The sequence below is a fragment of the Streptomyces sp. RK62 genome (genome assembly GCF_018070255.1).
Classification (GTDB): domain Bacteria; phylum Actinomycetota; class Actinomycetes; order Streptomycetales; family Streptomycetaceae; genus Streptomyces; species Streptomyces nigra.
On the sequence record NZ_JAGPYD010000002.1, the window covers coordinates 487314 to 508592 of the forward strand.

Genomic DNA, 21279 nt, shown 5'->3' on the forward strand with positions numbered 1-21279 from the left:
TGTCGCGGCACTCCATGGCCGATACTGGTCGGGTTATGGACATCGTCATCCTTGCTGTAGTCATCGCCGTGGTCGTGCTCGGCGCGGTCAGCGGGCTGGTCATCGGCACGCGCCGCAAGAAGCAGCTGCCCCCGCCGCCGCCCGCCGCCCCCGACATCACCGCCCCACCGGCCGAGCCGCACGTCGGCGACGAGGCCGAGACACCGAGCGACGAAGAGCGCCGGACCATAGAGGAGGTGGACCTTCCGGGCGGCGGAGCGACGGCCGTCGAGGAACCGCCCGTCGTCGAGGAGCTCCCGCCGACCGCGATCGAGGTGCCGGAACCGACCGCCGGCCGCCTGGTCCGGCTGCGCGCCCGGCTCTCCCGCTCCCAGAACGCCCTCGGCAAGGGCCTGCTCACGCTCCTGTCGCGTGAGCACCTGGACGAGGACACCTGGGAGGAGATCGAGGACACCCTGCTCACCGCCGACGTCGGTGTGCGGCCCACCCAGGAGCTGGTCGACAGCCTGCGTGAGCGCGTCAAGGTGCTCGGCACCCGCACCCCCGCGGAGCTGCGCGGCCTGCTGCGCGAGGAGCTGCTCAAGCTGGTCGGCACCGACATGGACCGCGTCGTGCGGACCGAGCCGGACGACCGCAAGCCCGGCATCGTGATGGTCGTCGGGGTCAACGGCACCGGCAAGACCACCACCACCGGCAAGCTCGCCCGGGTCCTGGTCGCCGACGGCAACAGCGTCGTCCTCGGCGCCGCCGACACCTTCCGGGCCGCCGCCGCCGACCAGCTCCAGACCTGGGGCGAGCGCGTCGGCGCCTACACCGTGCGCGGCCCCGAGGGCGGCGACCCCGCCTCCGTCGCCTTCGACGCGGTGAAGGAGGGCAAGGAGATGGGCTCCGACGTCGTCCTCATCGACACCGCCGGGCGCCTGCACACCAAGACCGGCCTCATGGACGAGCTCGGCAAGGTCAAGCGCGTCGTGGAGAAGCACGCGCCGCTCGACGAGGTGCTGCTCGTGCTCGACGCCACCACCGGGCAGAACGGCCTCGTGCAGGCCCGTGTCTTCGCCGAGGTCGTCGACATCACCGGCATCGTCCTCACCAAGCTGGACGGCACCGCCAAGGGCGGCATCGTCATCGCCGTCCAGCGCGAGCTGGGCGTCCCGGTCAAGCTGATCGGGCTCGGCGAGGGCGCCGACGACCTGGCGCCGTTCGAGCCCGAGGCGTTCGTCGACGCCCTGATCGGGGAGTGACCCCACCGGCCGCGAGCCCGTCGCAGCGCGCGAAGAAGCGCCCGCCACCCAAGGTGCAGTTGGGGGCGGGCGCTTCGCTGTGTACGACTGCTGCCTACGCGCGCGAACGGTGGGCCACGTAGGCCAGGGTGCCCAGCAGCAGACGGGCCGCCGGGGGCTTTGTCGCCGTGTCCAGCGAGGGGGAGCGCAGCCAGCGGGCCGGGCCCAGGCCGCCCCGGTCGGAGGGCGGCGCGGTGAGGTGGCTGCCGGGGCCGAGGCCGTGCAGATCGAGGTGGGTGGGGTCGTCCCAGCCCATGCGGTAGAGCAGCTCGGGCAGCTCGGCGGCGGCGCCGGGGGCGACCAGGAACTGGGCGCGGGCGTCGGGGGTGGCGATGACCGGGCCGAGGGGGAGGCCCATGCGCTCCAGCCGGGTCAGCGCCCGGCGGCCGGCCGGCTCGGCCACCTCGATCACGTCGAACGTCCGCCCGACCGGAAGCAGCACCGAGGCGCCCGGGTACTCCGACCACGCCTTGGTGACCTCGTCGAGGGTGGCGCCGGCCGGGATGACGGGGGCGAGGTCCAGGGGGTGCGCGCCGGGGGCCGCGCAGCCGGAGCGGCCGCAGGAGCAGACGCCCGCCGTGGCCCGCGCGCCGGGCACCACGTCCCAGCCCCACAGTCCGGTGAACTCGGCCACGGCGGTGCACTCCGAGGAGCGGCCGCGCCGACGCGCGCCGGATCGGATCTCCCGGATACCGCCGATCGTGAAGCCCATGCCCCCTCCAACGGGTCCAGCGCGCCGCTGGTTACGGCACGAAAGCGGATCGTGACCCTCTGTATTCCCTGGAGGGCCGGATACCCCGGGCGCCGCGGCGTCCATGGCGGCGCGTTGGGGTGTGCGGGGTGGTGGAACGGTCAACACGCGCCCCTCGGTGCTCCGTTCCGCCCACTTCCGGCCGTCCTATGTCAAGTGAATCGCGTTGCGGCGCCCGTGAGTTCATTCGAAGGGGTGGCGAATGGTGGCGATTCCGCGAACGCCATGGCTGCACCAGTGATCGTAGGATTACCGTGTGTGCACGAGGCCTCGGGGCACATGCACGTGTGGGTATGCCGCGGGCAAGTCGGGTTTCCGTTCGAAGGGTGACAACTGCCAGACGAGCGACGGTGTTTACCGGCATTCTGATAGGGCTTGGCGCACTCGGTGACAAGTGGTCCAAGGGATGGGGGCGTTCCAGTGAGCGGCAACGGCGGAAGCGGTACGAGTGCCACCGGCGCGTCGCACACGGACAAGCGCCCGAACGACCTCCTCTCCTCCTGGTTCGTGCGCAGTGGCTGGTCCAAGGGCGAGCTGGCCCGCCAGGTGAACCGCCGGGCCCGTCAGCTGGGCGCCAACCACATCTCGACGGACACCTCCCGTGTCCGCCGCTGGCTCGACGGCGAGAACCCCCGCGAGCCGATCCCCAGGATCCTGTCCGAGCTGTTCTCCGAGCGGTTCGGCTGTGTCGTCTCCGTCGAGGACCTCGGCCTGCGCGCCGCCCGCCAGTCGCCGTCGGTGTCCGGGGTCGACCTGCCCTGGACCGGACCGCAGACGGTCGCCCTGCTCAGCGAGTTCTCCCGCAGCGATCTGATGCTGGCGCGGCGCGGCTTCCTCGGCAGCTCCCTCGCCCTGTCCGCCGGGCCGGCGCTGATCGAGCCGATGCAGCGCTGGCTGGTCCCGGCCCCGGCAGCGGACCGCGACTCCCGGGCCGTCCCGTCCTCCCGGGCCCGCGGCCGCCTGTCCAAGCCCGAGCTGGACCTGCTGCAGTCCACCACCGTGATGTTCCGGCAGTGGGACGCCCAGTGCGGCGGCGGCCTGCGCCGCAAGGCCGTCGTCGGGCAGCTGCACGAGGTGACCGATCTGCTCCAGGAGCCGCAGCCCGAGGCCACCACCCGCACCCTGTTCAAGGTCGCCGCCGAGCTCGCCGAGCTGGCCGGCTGGATGTCGTACGACGTCGGGCTGCAGCCCACCGCGCAGAAGTACTTCGTCCTCGCGCTGCACGCCGCAAAGGAGGCCGGCGACCGGCCGCTCGGCTCGTACGTCCTGTCCAGCATGAGCCGGCAGATGATCCACCTCGGCCGGCCCGACGACGCGCTGGAGCTGATCCACCTCGCGCAGTACGGCAGCCGGGACTGCGCCAGCCCCCGCACGCAGTCCATGCTGTATGCGATGGAGGCCCGCGCCTACGCCAACATGGGCCAGCCCGGCAAGTGCAAGCGGGCCGTCCGCATGGCCGAGGACACCTTCGCCGAGGCCGACGAGTGGGACGAGCCGGACCCCGACTGGATCCGCTTCTTCTCCGAGGCCGAGCTGTACGGGGAGAACAGCCACTCCTTCCGTGACCTCGCCTACGTGGCCGGCCGCAGCCCCGCCTACGCCTCGCTCGCCGAGCCCGTCATGCAGCGGGCCGTGGAGCTGTTCGCCGAGGACAGCGAGCACCAGCGGTCGTACGCGCTGAACCTCATCGGGATGGCCACCGTGCATCTGCTGCGGCGCGAGCCCGAGCAGAGCGTCGGCTACGCCGAGCGCGCCATGCGGATCGCCAAGAAGGTCCGCTCCGAGCGTGTGAACACTCGTATCCGAAAGACGGTCGACACCGCCGTCCGCGACTTCGGGGATCTGGCCGAGGTCGTCGACCTGACCGAAAAGCTCGCCGTGGAACTGCCCGAGAGCGCGGAGGCGGTCTGACCACGCGTGTGTCCCCAGGGCACCCCTGACCCCGGCCGCGGCCGGCCCTCCCGAACTGCCCGACTCGGCTCCCCCATGCCAGGTCATCGGAAGGCCGACCGCGGCCGGTTTGCATCCCTCCACGAAGGTTGCGCCACGATAACGATCGAGCGGACACGGATCCGGCAGTTCATCGACGCGTAACACGCGAGGGACCTTCGTCACGGCGGCGAAACAACGAGGGGCTTCCACCGAAACCGCGCTGCGCCAATCTCTTGGCCCATACCGGCCCACCCCTCACTCCGCTCAGGCTTCGCCCGCACGGGGCCGCCGTACCTATGACGAGGAGACGCCGATGGCATCAGCCATCACGCTTGCGGCAGACGCTCCCGAGTTGTCCGCCGCCAACACAGGTTTCATGCTCATCTGTTCCGCCCTGGTGATGCTCATGACCCCGGGCCTGGCCTTCTTCTACGGAGGCATGGTCCGCGTCAAGAGCACACTGAACATGCTGATGATGAGCTTCATCAGCCTGGGGATCGTCACCATCCTGTGGGTGCTGTACGGCTTCTCCCTGGCGTTCGGCACCGACTCCGGCGGCCTCATCGGCTGGTCCTCCGACTTCGTCGGCCTCAGCGGGATCGGACTGACCGAGCTCTGGGACGGCTACACCATCCCGGTCTACGTCTTCGCCGTCTTCCAGCTGATGTTCGCCGTCCTCACGCCCGCCCTGATCAGCGGCGCCCTCGCGGACCGCGTGAAGTTCACGGCCTGGGCGCTGTTCATCACCCTGTGGGTCACGATCGTGTACTTCCCGGTCGCCCACTGGGTCTGGGGCTCCGGCGGCTGGGCCTTCGAGCTCGGCGTGATCGACTTCGCCGGTGGTACGGCCGTCCACATCAACGCGGGTGCCGCGGCGCTCGGCGTGATCCTGGTCATCGGCAAGCGCGTCGGCTTCAAGAAGGACCCGATGCGCCCGCACAGCCTCCCGCTGGTCATGCTCGGCGCCGGCCTGCTGTGGTTCGGCTGGTTCGGCTTCAACGCCGGCTCGTGGCTCGGCAACGACGACGGCGTCGGCGCGCTGATGTTCGTCAACACGCAGGTCGCCACCGGTGCCGCCGTCCTCGGCTGGCTCGCCTACGAGAAGATCCGCCACGGCGCGTTCACCACCCTCGGTGCCGCCTCCGGCGCGGTCGCCGGCCTCGTCGCGATCACCCCGGCCGGTGGCGCGGTCTCCCCGCTCGGCGCCATCGCCGTCGGTCTCATCGCCGGTGTCCTGTGCGCCATGGCGGTCGGCCTGAAGTACCGGTTCGGCTACGACGACTCCCTCGACGTGGTCGGCGTCCACCTCGTCGGCGGCGTCCTCGGCTCGCTGCTGATCGGCTTCTTCGCCACCGGCGGCGGCCAGTCCGACGTGGCCGGCCTCTTCTACGGCGGCGGCCTCGACCAGTTCTGGAAGCAGTGCGCCGGTGTCTTCGGCGTCCTCGCCTACTCGCTGATCGCCTCTGCGGTCCTCGCCTTCCTGCTCGACAAGACGATCGGGATGCGCGTCTCCGAGGACGAGGAGATCGCCGGCATCGACCAGGCCGAGCACGCCGAGACCGCATACGACTTCAGCGGTGCCGGTGGCGGTGCCGCCCGTACCGCCGCGACCCCGGCCCCGGTCGCCGCGGCCGAGAGCAAGAAGGTGGACGCATGAAGCTCATCACCGCAGTGGTCAAGCCCCACCGGCTCGACGAGATCAAGGAAGCCCTCCAGGCCTTCGGAGTACACGGCCTGACGGTCACCGAGGCCAGCGGCTACGGTCGTCAGCGGGGCCACACCGAGGTCTACCGCGGTGCCGAGTACACCGTCGACCTGGTCCCGAAGATCCGCATCGAGGTCCTGGCCGAGGACGACGACGCCGAACAGCTGATCGACGTCATCGTCAAGGCCGCCCGCACCGGCAAGATCGGCGACGGCAAGGTCTGGTCCCTGCCCGTCGAGACGGCCGTCCGGGTCCGGACCGGCGAGCGCGGCCCCGACGCGCTCTGACCAGACGAAGAACAGGAGCTGCCGGGTGTCGAGTACGGATGTGCGTGACAAAGCAGAGGACTCGGGACCCAGCGGCTACGCGGCGGCCCGGCTGCGCCTCCTCACCGAGGGGGCGCGGTCCGGGCCGCCGCGCCGCTCCGCCCTCGCCCAGCTCACCGACGACTGGCTGACCGGCCTGTTCGCGGCGGGCGCCGAGGCCACCCGGGGCGTCGCCCTGGTCGCCGTCGGTGGCTACGGACGCGGCGAGCTGTCCCCGCGCAGCGACCTCGACCTCCTGCTGCTGCACGACGGAGGGGACGCAACGGCGGTCGCCACCCTGGCCGACCGGATCTGGTACCCCGTCTGGGACCTCGGCCTCGCCCTCGACCACTCCGTGCGCACCCCCGCCGAGGCCCGCAAGACCGCCGCCGACGACCTCAAGGTGCAGCTCGGCCTGCTGGACGCCCGGCACATCGCCGGTGACCTCGGCCTCACCACGGGCCTGCGCACCGCCGTCCTCGCCGACTGGCGCAACCAGGCCGCCAAACGGCTCCCCGAGCTCCAGGAGCTGTCCGCCGAGCGCGCCGAACGCCAGGGCGAACTCCAGTACCTCCTGGAACCCGACCTCAAGGAGGCCCGCGGCGGGCTGCGGGACGCCACCATCCTGCGCGCCGTCGCCGCCTCCTGGCTGGCGGACGCCCCCCGCGAGGGCCTCGCCGACGCCCGCCGCCGCCTCCTCGACGTCCGCGACGCCCTGCACCTCGCCACCGGCCGGGCCACCGACCGGCTCGCCCTGCAGGAACAGGACCAGGTCGCCGCCGAGCTCGGACTCCTCGACGCCGACACCCTGCTGCGCCAGGTCTACGAGGCGGCCCGGGTCATCTCGTACGCCAGCGACGTCACCTGGCGCGAGGTCGGCCGTGTGCTGCGCTCCCGTGCCGTACGGCCCCGGCTGAGGGCCATGCTGGGCGGCGGGAAACCCACCGCGGAACGCTCCCCGCTGGCCGAGGGCGTCGTCGAACAGGACGGCGAGGTCGTGCTCGCCCGCGCCGCGCGCCCCGACCGCGACCCCGTGCTGCCGCTGCGGGCCGCGGCCGCCGCCGCCCAGGCCGGACTCCCGCTCTCCCTGCACGCCGTCCGCCGTATGGCCACCGGGGTGCGCCCCCTGCCCACGCCGTGGCCCGCCGAGGCCCGCGAGCAGCTCGTCACCCTGCTGGGCTCGGGCCGGCCGACCGTGGAGGTCTGGGAGGCCCTGGAGGCGGAAGGGCTGATCACCCACTTCCTGCCCGACTGGGAGCGGGTCCGCTGCCGCCCCCAGCGCAACGCCGTGCACGTCTGGACCGTCGACCGGCACCTCATCGAGACCGCCGTACGCGCCTCCGAGTTCACCCGCCGCGTCCACCGCCCCGACCTGCTCCTGGTCGCCGCGCTGCTCCACGACATCGGCAAGGGCTGGCCCGGCGACCACTCGGTGGCCGGCGAGATCATCGTCAAGGACATGGCGGCCCGGATCGGCTTCGACCGCGACGACGTGGCCGTGCTCGCCACCCTCGTCCGGCACCATCTGCTGCTCGTCGAGACCGCCACCCGGCGGGACCTGGAGGACCCGGCGACCGTCCGCGCCGTCGCCGACGCCGTCGGCTCGCCCGGCACGCTGGAGCTGCTGCACGCCCTCACCGAGGCGGACGCCCTCGCCACCGGCCCCGCCGCCTGGTCGGCCTGGCGCGGCTCCCTCGTCGCCGACCTGGTCAAACGGGTCGGCGCGGTCCTCGCCGGGGACGTCCCCGAGGAGCCGGAGGCCGCCGCGCCCACCGCCGAGCAGGAACGGCTCGCCCTGGAGGCCGTCGCCATCGGCAGCCCCGTCCTGGCCCTGCGCGCCCAGACCGAGCCACCGGCCGAGGAACGGCCGGCAGGCGACCCGGAACCCCTCGGCGTGGAGCTCCTCATCGCCGTACCCGACCAGCCGGGCGTGCTGCCCGCCGTGGCCGGCGTTCTCGCCATGCACCGGCTGACCGTGCGCACCGCCGAGCTGAGGGCCCTGGACCTGCCCGACGGCGTCGACGGCTCCGTCCTCCTGCTGAACTGGCGGGTCGCCGCCGAGTACGGCTCCCTGCCGCAGGCGACCCGGCTGCGCGCCGACCTCGTACGGGCGCTGGACGGGTCGCTGGACATCGCCGGGCGGCTCGCGGAGCGGGACGCCGCCTATCCGCGGCGGCGCGGGGTCGTGGCGCCGCCGCCCCGGGTCACCGTGCACCCGGCCGCGTCCCGGCTGGCCACCGTCATCGAGGTCCGCGCCCAGGACGCGCCGGGCCTGCTGTTCCGGATCGGCCGGGCGCTGGAGGACGCGAGCGTGCGGGTGCGCAGCGCCCACGTCAGCACGCTCGGCGCCAACGCCGTCGACGCGTTCTATGTCACAGGGCCCGAGGGCGCGCCCCTGCCCGGTGAGGAGGCCGTGTCCGTGGCCCGCAAGCTGGAGGAGACACTGCGGGGCTGACCCGGGGGATCCCGGTCACCTGTGTCGCCGGGATACCCTGGAGGGCGATTCCCAGCTGCCACCGACCCCGAGGACCGCGAGCGCCGTGTTCGATACTCTTTCCGATCGCCTCTCAGCGACGTTCAAGAACCTGCGTGGCAAGGGACGGCTCTCCGAAGCGGACATCGACGCCACCGCGCGCGAGATCCGTATCGCGCTCCTCGAAGCCGACGTGGCGCTGCCCGTCGTGCGGACGTTCATCAAGAACGTCAAGGAGCGGGCGCTCGGCGCCGAGGTCTCCAAGGCGCTGAACCCCGCCCAGCAGGTCCTGAAGATCGTCAACGACGAGCTCGTCACGATCCTGGGCGGCGAGACCCGCCGGCTGCGCTTCGCCAAGCAGCCGCCCACCGTGATCATGCTGGCCGGTCTGCAGGGTGCCGGTAAGACCACCCTCGCGGGCAAGCTCGGCCGCTGGCTGAAGGAGCAGGGCCACTCGCCGCTGCTCGTCGCCGCCGACCTGCAGCGCCCGAACGCCGTGAACCAGCTGAGCGTCGTCGCCGAGCGCGCCGGTGTCGCGGTCTACGCCCCCGAGCCGGGCAACGGCGTCGGCGACCCGGTCAAGGTCGCCAAGGACTCCATCGAGCACGCCAAGGCCAAGGTCCACGACATCGTCATCGTGGACACCGCCGGCCGGCTCGGCATCGACCAGGAGATGATGCAGCAGGCCGCGGACATCCGCGACGCCGTCTCCCCGGACGAGATCCTCTTCGTCGTCGACGCGATGATCGGTCAGGACGCGGTCAACACCGCCGAGGCCTTCCGCGACGGCGTCGGCTTCGACGGCGTGGTGCTCTCCAAGCTCGACGGCGACGCCCGCGGTGGTGCCGCCCTGTCGATCCGGCAGATCACCGGCAAGCCGATCATGTTCGCCTCCAACGGCGAGAAGCTCGACGAATTCGACGCCTTCCACCCTGACCGGATGGCCTCCCGCATCCTCGACATGGGTGACCTGCTCACCCTGATCGAGCAGGCGGAGAAGACGTTCAGCCAGGAAGAGGCCGAGAAGATGGCCTCCAAGCTGGCGTCCAAGAAGGGCCAGGACTTCACCCTGGACGACTTCCTGGCCCAGATGGAGCAGGTCCGGAAGATGGGCAGCATCTCCAAGCTGCTCGGCATGCTCCCGGGCATGGGCCAGATCAAGGACCAGATCAACAACCTGGACGAGCGGGACGTCGACCGCACCGCCGCGATCATCAAGTCGATGACCCCGGCCGAGCGCCAGGAACCGACGATCATCAACGGCTCCCGTCGCGCCCGTATCGCCAAGGGCTCCGGCGTCGAGGTCAGCGCCGTGAAGAACCTCGTCGAGCGGTTCTTCGAGGCCCGCAAGATGATGTCCCGCATGGCCCAGGGTGGCGGAATGCCGGGCATGCCGGGGATGCCGGGCATGGGTGGCGGCCCCGGCCGCTCCAAGAAGCAGCCGAAGAAGGCCAAGGGCAAGCAGCGCTCCGGGAACCCGATGAAGCGCAAGCAGCAGGAGCAGGAGGAGGCCGCCCGCCGCGCCGCCGCCGCGCAGGGCGGCGGGGCCTTCGGGGTGCCGGGCCAGCAGGCCGGACAGGACTTCGAGCTGCCCGACGAGTTCAAGAAGTTCATGGGCTGACCGCTCCCGTACGCCGCACAGGGCGTCCCTCCTCCGGGAGGGGCGCCCTTGCGCATGCCGAGGCCCCGCGACTGCCGTAACGTCCAGATATGAGCGATTCCGCGCCACGACGGAAGGCTCCGGACCAGCCGTGGCGCACCGAGGGCACACCGGAGGAGCCGCCCGGGCGGTCCGGCGGGCGGCGGATGCGCGGCCGCTGGTGGGGGCTGGCCGTCACCGCGGTGGTCGTGTTCCTGCTCGCCTACATCGGCCTGAACTACCTCGACCGGGGCGACGAGCCGACGATCTCGTACACCGAGTTCAGCCGCCAGGTGCAGGCGGACAACGTCTCGAAGATCTACTCCAAGGGCGACGCCATCCAGGGCGAGCTGAAGAGCGCCCGGGACGCCCCCGGCGACCACGGCGACTACACCACGTTCCGCACCCAGCGCCCGGCGTTCGCCGAGGACGACCTCTGGCAGGAGCTGAACAGCCGGGGCGTCACCGTGACCGCGGAACCGGTCGTCAAGGAGCGCGGCGCCCTCACCAACCTGCTGATCTCCCTCGCGCCGATCGTCATCATCGTCGCCGTGTGGATCTTCATCGCCCGGCGGTTCGGCCCCGGCCGGGGCGGCGCCGGCGGCATGTTCGGACGCAAGCCGCCGCCCAAACCGGTCGAGCTGCTGCCCGGCCGGCACCGCACGACCTTCGCCGACGTCGCCGGCATCGACGAGGTCAAGGGCGAACTCGACGACGTCGTCGACTTCCTGGAACACCCCGACGCCTACCGCGCGATGGGCGCCAAGATGCCCCGTGGCGTCCTCCTCGCGGGCTCGCCCGGCACCGGCAAGACCCTGCTCGCCCGGGCCGTGGCCGGCGAGGCCGGCGTGCCCTTCTTCTCCGCCTCCGCGTCCGAGTTCATCGAGATGATCGTCGGCGTCGGCGCCTCCCGCGTCCGGGAACTGTTCGGCGAGGCCCGCAAAGTGGCACCGTCGATCATCTTCATCGACGAGATCGACACCATCGGCCGCGTCCGCAGCGGCGGCGCCTCCGTCAGCGGCCACGACGAACGCGAGCAGACCCTCAACCAGATCCTCACCGAGATGGACGGCTTCACCGGTTCCGAGGGCGTCATCGTCATCGCGGCCACCAACCGCGCCGACATCCTCGACCCCGCCCTGACCCGCCCCGGCCGCTTCGACCGCGTCGTCAACGTCTCCCCGCCGGACCGCCGCGGCCGCGAGGCCATCCTGCGCATCCACACCCGTGACATCCCGCTCGCCGACGACGTCGACCTCACCCAGCTGGCCCGCACCACCCCCGGCATGACCGGCGCCGACCTGGCTAACCTCGCCAACGAGGGCGCCCTCCTCGCCGTCAAACGCGGCCAGTCCCAGGTCACCGCCACGGACCTGTCCGAGGCACTGGAGAAGGTCCAGCTCGGCGCCGAACGCACCCTCGTCATGCCCGAGGAGGACCGCCGGCGCACCGCCTACCACGAGAGCGGCCACGCCCTGCTCGGCATGCTCCAGCCCGGCGCCGACCCGGTCCGCAAGGTCACCATCGTGCCGCGCGGCCGCGCCCTCGGCGTCACCATGTCCACCCCGGAGGTGGAGCGGTACGCGCACTCCGAGGAGTATCTGCGCGGCCGCATCATCGGCGCCCTGGGTGGCATGGCCGCCGAGGAGGAGGTCTACGGCGTCGTCACCACCGGCGCGGAGAACGACCTCGAACAGGTCACCGCCATCGCCCGCGGCATGGTCGCCCGCTGGGGCATGAGCGAGGCCGTCGGCCGGCTGTCCGCCCTGCCCAGCGACGCCCAGCAGGCGTACGGGCTCTCCGCGGCCCCCCGCACCCTGGACGTCATCGACGCCGAGATGCGCCGCATCGTCGACGACTGCTACGAGGAGGCCCGCCGCAAGCTCCGCGAGCACCGCGACCGGCTGGACGCCCTCGCGGCGGCACTGCTGGAACAGGAGACCCTGGAGGAGGCCGACGCCTACCGGGTCGCCGGCATCCCGCGCCTCGCCAAGAGCGAGACCGCCTAGCTCACGGCACGCGACAGCTCACGGCACGCGCGCGATGAGGTACCGGAAGACGTTCGGCATCCACACCGTCCCGTCCCGCCGCTGATGCGGATGCAGCGCCTCCGCCAGCTCCTTGTCGACCTGCACCTGGTCCGTCGCCGTGACCGCCGCGTCGAACAGCCCCGTCGACAGCAGCCCCCGTACGGCGCTGTCCACGTCCGCGTACCCGAACGGGCAGGCCACCCGCCCCGAACCGTCGATCCGCAGCCCTGCCCGCTGGGCGACCTCCTCCAGGTCGTCCCGCAGCGCCGGACGCCAACTGCCCGCGTTCCGCAGCGGATCCGCCAGCTTCGTGGCGACCCGCAGCACCGACGTCGTCGCACACCGCTCGGGCGGCCCCCAGCCGGCCAGCACCACCGGCGAGCCCCGCCCGGCGAGCGGAGTCGCGGCCGCCAGCAGACCCGCCAGCCCTTCCGCGTCACCCGCCAGGCACCCGATCGGCTCGAAGGCCGTCACGACCGTGAAGGCGGACGAACCCGGCTCCCTCGCGTCCCCGAGGGCGTCGACCAGCCGGGTCCCGCTCCGCGCGCCCGCGTCGCCGTTCGCCGGGAGCAGCCGCTGCCGCGCCAGGGCCAGCCGCTCGGGGGCGGACGCGTCGACGCCGGTGACGGCCGCGCCTCTGGACGCTGCCATCAGCAGGGCGAGTCCGCTGCCGCAGCCCAGGCCCAGCAGCCGGCTGCCGGGACCCACCTCCAAGCGCTCGTAGACCGCCTCGTAGAGCGGGACCAGCATCCGCTCCTGGATCTCGGACCAGTCACGCGCGCGTGCACACGGGTCCACGCGGGGTGCCCGGCCCGCGCGAGGCAGATGCTGCCGCACGAGCGTAGGTGTCATGTAAAGCGCCCCAATCCGCCGAGAGTTGTCGCCATGCCCGCTTCCGTCGCCCCCGTGGCACGCGCTCGCGCTCCCCCCGTATGCCAGGTAACTCCGCGCCCGTCCCCGCGTCCAGGGGTTGCGGGGCCCTGCTTGTGGCTTCCCCGTGTCCGTGGCCAAAATTCACATTCCGGTAATCGAAGCCCGTACGATCCCGACATGGCCAAGGCACCCGTACTCACGCCCCGGACGGACGACTTCCCGCGCTGGTACCAGGACCTGGTCGCCAAGGCGGAGCTGGCCGACAACGGACCGGTGCGCGGCACCATGGTCATCCGCCCGTACGGGTACGGCCTGTGGGAGCGCATGCAGGCCGAGATGGACGCCCGCATCAAGGCCACCGGCACACAGAACGCCTACTTCCCGGTGCTGATCCCGCAGTCCTCCCTGGCCCGCGAGGCCGACCACGTCGAGGGGTTCGCCCCCGAACTCGCGGTCGTCACCCACGGCGGCGGCAAGCCGCTGGAGGAGCCCGCCGTGGTCCGGCCCACCTCCGAGATGATCGTCAACGAGTACTTCGCGAAGTGGGTGCAGAGCTACCGCGATCTGCCGCTGCTGATCAACCAGTGGGCCAACGTGGTGCGTTGGGAGCTGCGGCCGCGTCTGTTCCTGCGCACGACCGAGTTCCTCTGGCAGGAGGGCCACACCGCGCACGCCACCTACGAGGAGGCCCGCGCCTTCGCCGCGCGCATCCACCGCGACGTCTACGAGGACTTCATGGTGAACGTCCTCGCCATGGACGTCCTGCCCGGCCGCAAGACCGCGAAGGAGCGCTTCGCCGGAGCCGTCAACACCCTCACCCTCGAAGGCATGATGGGCGACGGCAAGGCCCTCCAGATGGCCACCAGCCATGAACTCGGCCAGAACTTCGCCAAGGCGTTCGACACGCGCTATCTCTCCCCGGAGGGCCGGCAGGAACTCGTCTGGCAGACCTCCTGGGGCTCCACCACCCGCATGATCGGCGCGCTGGTGATGATGCACGGCGACGACGACGGACTGCGCGTCCCGCCCCGGCTGGCGCAGACCCAGGTCGTCGTGATCGCGGTCAAGGGCGACGAACAGGTTCTGGCCAAGGTCCGCGAGACCGGCGACCGGCTCGCCGCCGCGGGTCTGCGCGTCCATGTCGACGACCGCACGGACACCCCCTTCGGCCGCCGCGCGGTCGACTGGGAACTCAAGGGCGTCCCGGCCCGCGTCGAGGTCGGCCCCCGTGACCTGGCCGCCGGCACCGCGATGCTGGCCCGGCGGATCCCCGGCGGCAAGGAGCCCGTCGCCCTCGACACGCTCCCCGCCCGGCTGCCCGCACTCCTCGAGGAGGACCAGGCGCTGCTCCTCGCACAGTCCCGCGAGCGCCGCGCCTCCCGGACGGCGGACGTGGCCACCGCCGACGAGGCCGTGGAGGCGGTGACCGCCGGCGGCTGGGCACGCCTGCCGTGGGCCGCGCTCGGCCCGGAAGGGGAGGCCAGGCTCGCCGAGCACGCGGTGACCGTACGGTGTCTGGTCGCCGGGGACGGGTCGGTGCCCGACGCCGAGGACGCACCCGGTAACGTCGCGGTCGTCGCGCGCGCTTACTGAGATGACGCCGGGGGAGCGACAGCGACCGAAACGCCTCTTGCGCACACGCCCATCACAGGGGTGACCGCGTCTGGACACGGCCTACGCGCCGGGTCGTACGTCAGGCTACGCACCGGCTTGGTACGAGCTGTAAGCCTTTCTCCGCAGATCAGCGCACCCGCCCTCGTCGGTGCGCATCATTCCCGACTGACGGGTACGTGCAAATTATTTGGGATGCCCTGGAATCGGAACACAGCGGCACCCCGGCTCGTTGTCATTACGTGAGCACGACACAGACACCACCTGTTCTCGCCGCAGAGCTGGCACAGGCGTGGGCCGACATTCAGCGGTACCACCCCGAGCTGCCGGATCTCGCCGCGCCAGAGTCCCTGATCGGGGAGTCGTCGTCCGCGTGCGGTCACGAACTCTCCTTCGAGCGACTGCTCCATGAGGCAGTCCACGGCATCGCCGCCGCCCGCGGCATCCGGGACACGTCCCGGGCCGGCCGCTACCACAACCGCAGATTCCTCACCATCGCCGAGGAGCTGGGCCTGGACCATCCCGAGGAGCCGCACCCGAGCAGCGGTTTCTCCCTGGTCACGCTCAACCCCGAGGCCAAGCGCCGCTACCGGCCGACCATCGAGCGCCTCCAGCGGGCCCTCAAGGCCCATACAGCGGCGACCTCCTCCGACACCGGCAGGACCTTCCGGGGCCCGGCCGCACGGCACGGCTCCTCCGGAGGCGGCGTCCGCGTCAAGGCGGTCTGCGACTGCGGCCGCAACGTCCGCGTCGTCCCCTCGGTCCTCGCCCAGGCCCCGATCGTGTGCGGCGGCTGCGGCAAGCCGTTCCGCATCCCGGAGGTCATGGGAGCGGCGTGACGCACTCGCGCGGCGTCCGGCACCGGCATCTCGTGGCTGCCGGTCAGGGACGCGGAGCGAGGCGGGTGCCGTCCTGACCCGGACCGCCGTACCGCCGAGGTGCGGCACGGCCCGGTGAGGGCGGCATCCCGCGGCGTCGGGCCGGTCGTGGCCGATGCTCACCGGCACCCGGTTCGCCGGGTGCCCCTTCGTCATGCCCGCGCGCTGCCGTCCGCCCGCGGCAGGGAGCGACCCGCCGGGTGTGGCACAATGGCTAGCTGTACTCGACAGCCGCACAGGACCCCTCTCTCCTCCGGCTGACGCGTCCATCGGGCACTCGGGTACCGCAACCCCACGCGGCAGTCCTGCCGTGCCCAACCACGTCAAATCCAGGAGAACCCACTCCAGTGGCAGTCAAGATCAAGCTGAAGCGTCTGGGCAAGATCCGTTCGCCTCACTACCGCATCGTCGTCGCCGACTCCCGCACCCGTCGTGACGGCCGTGCGATCGAGGAGATCGGCAAGTACCACCCGACCTACAACCCGTCGGTCATCGAGGTGGACGCCGAGCGCGTGGCGTACTGGCTGGGTGTCGGCGCGCAGCCGACCGAGCCCGTCCTCGCCATCCTGAAGAAGACCGGCGACTGGCAGAAGTTCAAGGGCGAGCCCGCCCCGGCTCCGCTGCTGACCGCCGAGCCGAAGAAGGCGCGCCCGTCGTTCGAGGCCCTCGGCGGCGACGACGAGGGCAAGGGTGAGGCGATCACCCAGAAGAAGAAGGCGGAGAAGAAGGACGAGGCCCCGGCCGAGTCCGAGTCGGCCGAGGCCTGAGCATGCTCGAGGAGGCTCTCGAGCACCTCGTGAAGGGCATCGTCGACAACCCTGACGATGTGCAGGTCGCCTCGCGCAACCTGCGCCGCGGGCGTGTGCTGGAGGTCCGGGTCCACCCCGACGACCTCGGGAAGGTGATCGGCCGCAACGGCCGCACCGCACGCGCTCTGCGCACCGTCGTGGGCGCCATCGGCGGCCGCGGTGTCCGTGTCGACCTCGTCGACGTGGACCACGTCCGCTGACGCCGAACACAGCACCGGCTCGGGCCGGGGAGGGCCACTGGCCGTCCCCGGCCCGTAGTCGTAAGGACAGGAGACAGTGAAGACGTGCAGCTGGTAGTCGGACGGATCGGCCGGGCCCACGGCATCAAGGGCGAGGTCACCGTCGAGGTACGCACCGACGAGCCGGAGCTGCGGCTCGCGCCCGGGGCCGTGCTCGCCACCGATCCCGCCTCCACGGGACCCCTCACCATCGAGAGCGGCCGCGTCCACAGCGGACGCCTCCTGCTGCGCTTCGAGGGCGTACGCGACCGCACCGGCGCCGAAGCCCTGCGCAACACCCTCCTCATCGCCGACGTCGACCCCGACGAGCTGCCCGAGGAGGAGGACGAGTACTACGACCACCAGCTCATGGACCTGGACGTGGTCACCGCCGACGGCACCGAGGTCGGCCGTATCACCGAGATCTCGCACCTGCCCACCCAGGACCTCTTCATCGTGGAGCGGCCCGACGGCAGCGAGGTCATGATCCCGTTCGTCTCCGAGATCGTCTCCGAGATCGACCTGGAGGAGCAGCGGGCCGTCATCACCCCGCCGCCCGGCCTCATCGACGACCGCGCCGAGATCGCCTCCACCCGCGACGCGGAGGCCGAGAGCTGATGCGGCTCGACGTCGTCACGATCTTCCCCGAGTACCTCGACCCGCTGAACGTCTCCCTCGTCGGCAAGGCACGTGCGCGCGGGCAGCTGAACGTCCAGGTCCACGACCTGCGCCAGTGGACCTACGACCGCCACAACACCGTCGACGACACCCCGTACGGCGGCGGCCCCGGCATGGTCATGAAGACCGAGCCCTGGGGCGACGCGCTGGACTCCGTCCTCGCCGACGGCTACGAGGGCGGCGCGGGCCGGCCCACCCTGATCGTCCCCACTCCCAGCGGACGCCCCTTCACCCAGGAACTCGCCGTCGAACTGTCCGAGCGGCCCTGGCTGATCTTCACCCCGGCCCGCTACGAGGGCATCGACCGCCGTGTCATCGACGAGTACGCCACCCGGATGCCCGTCCACGAGGTGTCCATCGGCGACTACGTCCTCGCCGGCGGCGAGGCGGCCGTCCTCGTCATCACCGAGGCCGTGGCCCGCCTGCTGCCCGGCGTCCTCGGCAACGCCGAGTCGCACCGCGACGACTCCTTCGCGCCCGGTGCCATGGCGAGCCTGCTCGAAGGTCCCGTGTACACCAAGCCGCCCGAGTGGCGCGGCCGGGACATCCCGGAGGTGCTGCTCAGCGGCCACCACGGGAAGATCGCCCGCTGGCGCCGCGACGAGGCGCTGCGGCGCACCACGGCCAACCGTCCCGATCTGATCGAACGCTGCGAGCCCGCCGCGTTCGACAAGAAGGACCGCGAGATGCTCTCCATCCTGGGCTGGATGCCCGACCCGGAGGGCGCGCGGTTCGGCCGATTTTGGCGCAGGACCGAGGCCGTGGAAGAATAGGCCGCTGTTGTGCGCCGTCCGGCGTGCGCCCCTGCCACAGGGGGACACGACGCCCGCCCCGACGGGCACAGCACACTCTCATCGAACATCTAGTTCCGTTGATGACCTGTGGCATCAGCGAAGAAAGCAGACGAAATGTCTCACCTGCTCGACTCCGTCGACTCCGCGTCGCTGCGCAGCGACGTCCCGGCGTTCCGCCCCGGCGACACCGTCAACGTCCACGTGCGCGTCATCGAGGGCAACCGCTCCCGTGTGCAGCAGTTCAAGGGCGTCGTGATCCGCCGCCAGGGTGCCGGCGTGCGCGAGACCTTCACGGTCCGCAAGGTCTCCTTCTCCGTCGGCGTCGAGCGCACCTTCCCGGTGCACACCCCGATCGTCGAGAAGATCGAGCTCGTCACCCGCGGTGACGTGCGTCGCGCCAAGCTGTACTACCTGCGCGAGCTGCGCGGCAAGGCCGCGAAGATCAAGGAGAAGCGCGAGAACTGAGCGCTTCCGGGGGCTCGCCCCCGAGGGGTCCGCGGCGCGGCCGGATAGCATCTGGCCTCGATGGACACCGAAGCACAGCACACGGAGCGCGACCGCTCCTCCCGCCCTTCCGGCACCGGGGACACCCCGGAACCGGAGGCTCGGGAGGACCGGTCGCGCTTCGCGTTCGCCACCGGGATCACCGCCCGCGTCCCCGGCGGCCGCTACAGCCTGACGCTGCTGCTGGTCCTGGTGTGCACCCTGCTGCTCACCATGTTCGCCGCACGGCCGTTCGAGATTCCCAGCGGATCCATGGAGCCCGCATTGAGGATCGGCGACCGCGTCCTCGTAAATAAGTTGGCGTACCGTTTCGATGCCGGGCCGCGGCGCGGCGATGTCGTCGTGTTCGACGGAACCGGGAACTTCGGGCACGCCGACTACATCAAACGCGTTGTGGGTGTGGGGGGAGACCATGTGGTCTGCTGCGACAAGGAGGGGAGGATCCAGGTGAACGGGCGCCCGGTCGACGAGTCGGCCTTCCTGTACCCCGGCGACCGCCCGTCCTCCGTACGGTTCGATGTGGTCGTCCCCGACGGCCGGCTCTTCGTCCTCGGCGACCACCGCAGCGCCTCCAGCGACTCCCGCGACCACCTGGGCTCACCCGGCGGCGGCATGATTCCCGTCGACGCCGTCATCGGCCGCGCCGACGCCGTCGTCTGGCCCGCCGGCCACTGGACCCGACTGCACCGTCCGGACGCCTACGCGCGCGTGCCCGCCCCGGACGGCGCCCATGGGTAACCGCGGCAAGCCGCGCGGCATCCCCAGCAGCGCCGCCGACAACCTGCTTCCCACCGGCTCCCGGCGTGCCTCCGGCCCCACGGGTGGCCGCAGCCGCGCCGAGCGCCGCAAACTCCAGCGCAAGGTCAAACGCCGCCGCAGGCGCTCCGCGATCAAGGAGATACCCCTCCTCGTCGGCGTCGCCGTCCTGATAGCGCTCGTCCTGAAGACCTTCCTCGTCCAGGCCTTCGTGATCCCGTCCGGCTCCATGGAGCAGACGATCCAGATCGGCGACCGCGTCCTCGTCGACAAGCTCACCCCCTGGTTCGGCAACAAACCCGAACGCGGCGACGTCGTGGTCTTCAAGGACCCCGGCGGCTGGCTCAAGGGCGAGCAGACGACCGTGAAGAAGGAGGACCCTGTTGTCGTCAAGCAGGTCAAACAAGCCCTCACCTTCATCGGCCTGCTGCCCTCCGACGACGAGAAAGACCTGATCAAGCGGGTCGTCGGCGTCGGCGGCGACCGCGTCAAATGCTGCGACGCACAGGGCCGCGTCACCGTCAACGGCGTCCCTCTGAACGAGGACTACCTGTACCCGGGCAACGCCCCCTCCAAGATCCAGTTCGACATCACCGTCCCCCAGGGCCGGCTCTGGGTCATGGGCGACCACCGGTCCAACTCCGCGGACTCCCGCGTCCACCAGGACCAGAAGTACGGCGGCACCGTCTCCGAGGACGAGGTCGTCGGACGCGCCAAGTGGATCGCCTGGCCCCTCGGGCACTGGACCAGCCTCGACGAGCCGAACACCTACGCCTCCGTGGCCGACTCGGGCCCGGGGTCGACCGTGTCCCTCTCGCCGTCGCATAGGGTTGCCTCCGACGAATCGAACGGAACGCTCCAGCTCCCGAGCCCTGCGGAACTCCCGCTCGTTATGGGAGTGGTGGGCCTGCGCCGCGCATGGGGCAGGCAGCGGCACAGAGTAAGGAGTTGGCGTGGGGGATGTGGCGGTTGGCGCACGGTCCGGGCACGACGGCGAGGAGCACCGCGGACGTCCCGTGGGCGCAGCCGACCCTGCCGCGGACGGCGCCGTGACCTCCGGGGATGGACCCGGATCCGGCAATGACGGCGGACGGTCGGGCGGAGAGCCCCCGACCGGCGGCCAGGGGTCGGGCGGGGCCGCCCCCGCGAAGAAGCAGCGTTCCTTCTGGAAGGAGCTGCCGATCCTGATCGGGATCGCGCTCGTCCTCGCGCTGCTCATCAAGACGTTCCTGGTACAGGCGTTCTCGATCCCCTCCGACTCGATGCAGAACACCCTCCAGCAGGGTGACCGCGTCCTCGTCGACAAGCTCACCCCCTGGTTCGGCTCCGAGCCGGAGCGCGGCGAGGTCGTCGTCTTCCACGACCCGGACCAGTGGCTCGCGGGCCAGCCCGCCCCCGACCCGAACGCCCTGCAGACCTTCCTCAGCTGGATCGGCCTGATGCCGTCCTCCGAGGAGAAGGACCTGATCAAGCGGGTGATCGGCGTCGGCGGCGACACCGTCGAGTGCAAGGGCACCGGCCCGCTCACGGTCAACGGCAAGGCGCTGAACGAGCCCTACGTCTACCCCGGCAACACCCCGTGCAGCCAGGACGACCAGGGCGGCCAGTTCAAGGTGAAGATCCCCCAGGGCTTCATCTGGGTGATGGGCGACCACCGGCAGAACTCCCGGGACTCGCGCTACAACCAGTCCGACAAGAACCACGGCATGGTCCCCGTCGACAAGGTCGTCGGCCGCGCCGTCGTCATCGCGTGGCCCATCAGCCGCTGGGACAACCTGCCGGTTCCGGACACCTTCGACCAGGACCTGAGCGCGCGCTCCGCAGCCCCGGTCATCGCCCCGCCGAGCCTGGCGCTCGCGGGCGCGGTGCCGCTGGTGCTGTGGCGGCGGCAGCGGGCGAAGGCGGCGGAGACGCGCTGAGGACGGGGCGTCCTGTCCGGTGGGTGGTGCCGTACTTCGCGTGGGCGCTTCAGGGCGCGTGCGGGGAGTGCGGCATCGGTCGTTCCGTTTCGCACCCGCAGCTGGGGAAAGCTTTGCCCGG

At 71.5% G+C, this 21279-nt stretch carries 19 protein-coding genes; 17 read left to right on the forward strand and 2 right to left on the reverse strand.

The annotated features are described in order from the left end of the window. Nucleotides 1–35 precede the first annotated feature (35 nt). A complete protein-coding gene (gene ftsY, locus KBY32_RS05965; protein ID WP_055623298.1) occupies nt 36–1244 on the forward strand; it encodes a signal recognition particle-docking protein FtsY in 1209 nt (402 codons plus the stop codon). Between the two features lie 94 nt (nt 1245–1338). Here ftsY and KBY32_RS05970 read toward each other — a convergent pair whose 3' ends face one another. Continuing rightward, complete coding sequence (locus tag KBY32_RS05970) at nt 1339–1995, reverse strand: bifunctional DNA primase/polymerase (RefSeq protein ID WP_055623297.1); 657 nt, start codon at nt 1993–1995, stop codon at nt 1339–1341. A 459-nt stretch (nt 1996–2454) separates the two neighbouring features. On the opposite strand from KBY32_RS05970, the gene KBY32_RS05975 reads away from it, so the two are divergent. From KBY32_RS05975 to ftsH, 6 genes are all read left to right on the forward strand, one after another. Beyond that, entirely contained in the window at nt 2455–3945 is a 1491-nt protein-coding gene (locus KBY32_RS05975) for a hypothetical protein (RefSeq protein ID WP_210979110.1), read from the forward strand. A 334-nt stretch (nt 3946–4279) separates the two neighbouring features. Continuing rightward, complete coding sequence (locus KBY32_RS05980) at nt 4280–5623, forward strand: ammonium transporter (RefSeq protein WP_210979111.1); 1344 nt, start codon at nt 4280–4282, stop codon at nt 5621–5623. After that, nucleotides 5620–5958: a P-II family nitrogen regulator gene (locus tag KBY32_RS05985; protein ID WP_003997576.1), complete on the forward strand. Its 339-nt coding sequence runs from the start codon at nt 5620–5622 to the stop codon at nt 5956–5958. The genes KBY32_RS05980 and KBY32_RS05985 overlap by 4 nt, the downstream gene beginning before the upstream one ends. Before the next feature lie 25 nt (nt 5959–5983). After that, nucleotides 5984–8431 carry a [protein-PII] uridylyltransferase gene (locus tag KBY32_RS05990; RefSeq protein WP_210979112.1) on the forward strand — a complete coding sequence of 816 codons (2448 nt, stop codon included), beginning with the start codon at nt 5984–5986 and terminating at the stop codon, nt 8429–8431. A gap of 85 nt (nt 8432–8516) precedes the next feature. Then, the gene (gene ffh, locus KBY32_RS05995; protein WP_055623293.1) at nt 8517–10070 is read left to right on the forward strand and encodes a signal recognition particle protein; all 1554 of its coding nucleotides are present in this window, start codon (nt 8517–8519) and stop codon (nt 10068–10070) included. 89 nt (nt 10071–10159) lie between these two features. Continuing rightward, on the forward strand, nt 10160–12097 hold the full coding sequence (gene ftsH, locus KBY32_RS06000) for an ATP-dependent zinc metalloprotease FtsH (protein ID WP_210979113.1): 1938 nt from the start codon (nt 10160–10162) through the stop codon (nt 12095–12097). A gap of 18 nt (nt 12098–12115) precedes the next feature. Here ftsH and KBY32_RS06005 read toward each other — a convergent pair whose 3' ends face one another. Beyond that, nucleotides 12116–12970, reverse strand: a complete 855-nt coding sequence (locus KBY32_RS06005; RefSeq protein ID WP_210979114.1) for a class I SAM-dependent methyltransferase — start codon at nt 12968–12970, stop codon at nt 12116–12118. A 198-nt stretch (nt 12971–13168) separates the two neighbouring features. Between KBY32_RS06005 and proS the strand changes: the two genes are divergently transcribed. The 10 genes from proS (at nt 13169) to lepB (KBY32_RS06055) (ending at nt 21158) form a co-directional block, all read left to right on the forward strand. Beyond that, a complete protein-coding gene (gene proS, locus KBY32_RS06010) occupies nt 13169–14584 on the forward strand; it encodes a proline--tRNA ligase (RefSeq protein WP_115507947.1) in 1416 nt (471 codons plus the stop codon). A 260-nt stretch (nt 14585–14844) separates the two neighbouring features. Continuing rightward, nucleotides 14845–15441, forward strand: a complete 597-nt coding sequence (locus KBY32_RS06015; protein WP_055623289.1) for a hypothetical protein — start codon at nt 14845–14847, stop codon at nt 15439–15441. 386 nt (nt 15442–15827) lie between these two features. Beyond that, a complete protein-coding gene (gene rpsP / locus KBY32_RS06020; RefSeq protein WP_055623288.1) occupies nt 15828–16247 on the forward strand; it encodes a 30S ribosomal protein S16 in 420 nt (139 codons plus the stop codon). A 2-nt stretch (nt 16248–16249) separates the two neighbouring features. Then, on the forward strand, nt 16250–16489 hold the full coding sequence (locus KBY32_RS06025) for an RNA-binding protein (protein ID WP_003973401.1): 240 nt from the start codon (nt 16250–16252) through the stop codon (nt 16487–16489). Nucleotides 16490–16573: 84 nt separating this feature from the next. After that, nucleotides 16574–17125, forward strand: coding sequence for a ribosome maturation factor RimM (gene rimM, locus KBY32_RS06030; RefSeq protein ID WP_115507948.1), 552 nt, complete (start codon nt 16574–16576; stop codon nt 17123–17125). Then, nucleotides 17125–17958, forward strand: a complete 834-nt coding sequence (gene trmD, locus KBY32_RS06035) for a tRNA (guanosine(37)-N1)-methyltransferase TrmD (RefSeq protein ID WP_210979115.1) — start codon at nt 17125–17127, stop codon at nt 17956–17958. Before rimM ends, trmD begins: the two co-directional genes overlap by 1 nt. A gap of 135 nt (nt 17959–18093) precedes the next feature. Beyond that, entirely contained in the window at nt 18094–18444 is a 351-nt protein-coding gene (gene rplS / locus KBY32_RS06040; RefSeq protein ID WP_004924850.1) for a 50S ribosomal protein L19, read from the forward strand. 60 nt (nt 18445–18504) lie between these two features. Next, nucleotides 18505–19221 (forward strand): signal peptidase I, encoded by a 717-nt coding sequence (gene lepB / locus KBY32_RS06045; protein ID WP_210979116.1) that lies wholly within the window; start codon nt 18505–18507, stop codon nt 19219–19221. Then, nucleotides 19214–20323 carry a signal peptidase I gene (gene lepB, locus KBY32_RS06050; protein WP_210979117.1) on the forward strand — a complete coding sequence of 370 codons (1110 nt, stop codon included), beginning with the start codon at nt 19214–19216 and terminating at the stop codon, nt 20321–20323. Before lepB (KBY32_RS06045) ends, lepB (KBY32_RS06050) begins: the two co-directional genes overlap by 8 nt. Beyond that, complete coding sequence (lepB, locus tag KBY32_RS06055) at nt 20256–21158, forward strand: signal peptidase I (RefSeq protein WP_055623283.1); 903 nt, start codon at nt 20256–20258, stop codon at nt 21156–21158. The genes lepB (KBY32_RS06050) and lepB (KBY32_RS06055) overlap by 68 nt, the downstream gene beginning before the upstream one ends. The last annotated feature ends 121 nt before the right edge of the window (nt 21159–21279 follow it).

Coding starts and splice junctions, on each gene's coding strand:
- KBY32_RS05980 (WP_210979111.1), top strand. CDS start 4,280: ATGGCATCAGCCATCACGCTTGCGGCAGACGCTCCCGAGTTGTCCGCC.
- lepB (WP_210979117.1), top strand. CDS start 19,214: ATGGGTAACCGCGGCAAGCCGCGCGGCATCCCCAGCAGCGCCGCCGAC.
- ftsH (WP_210979113.1), top strand. CDS start 10,160: ATGAGCGATTCCGCGCCACGACGGAAGGCTCCGGACCAGCCGTGGCGC.
- proS (WP_115507947.1), top strand. CDS start 13,169: ATGGCCAAGGCACCCGTACTCACGCCCCGGACGGACGACTTCCCGCGC.
- KBY32_RS05985 (WP_003997576.1), top strand. CDS start 5,620: ATGAAGCTCATCACCGCAGTGGTCAAGCCCCACCGGCTCGACGAGATC.
- rplS (WP_004924850.1), top strand. CDS start 18,094: ATGTCTCACCTGCTCGACTCCGTCGACTCCGCGTCGCTGCGCAGCGAC.
- lepB (WP_210979116.1), top strand. CDS start 18,505: ATGGACACCGAAGCACAGCACACGGAGCGCGACCGCTCCTCCCGCCCT.
- trmD (WP_210979115.1), top strand. CDS start 17,125: ATGCGGCTCGACGTCGTCACGATCTTCCCCGAGTACCTCGACCCGCTG.
- KBY32_RS06025 (WP_003973401.1), top strand. CDS start 16,250: ATGCTCGAGGAGGCTCTCGAGCACCTCGTGAAGGGCATCGTCGACAAC.
- KBY32_RS06005 (WP_210979114.1), bottom strand. CDS start 12,970: ATGACACCTACGCTCGTGCGGCAGCATCTGCCTCGCGCGGGCCGGGCA.
- KBY32_RS05970 (WP_055623297.1), bottom strand. CDS start 1,995: ATGGGCTTCACGATCGGCGGTATCCGGGAGATCCGATCCGGCGCGCGT.
- ftsY (WP_055623298.1), top strand. CDS start 36: ATGGACATCGTCATCCTTGCTGTAGTCATCGCCGTGGTCGTGCTCGGC.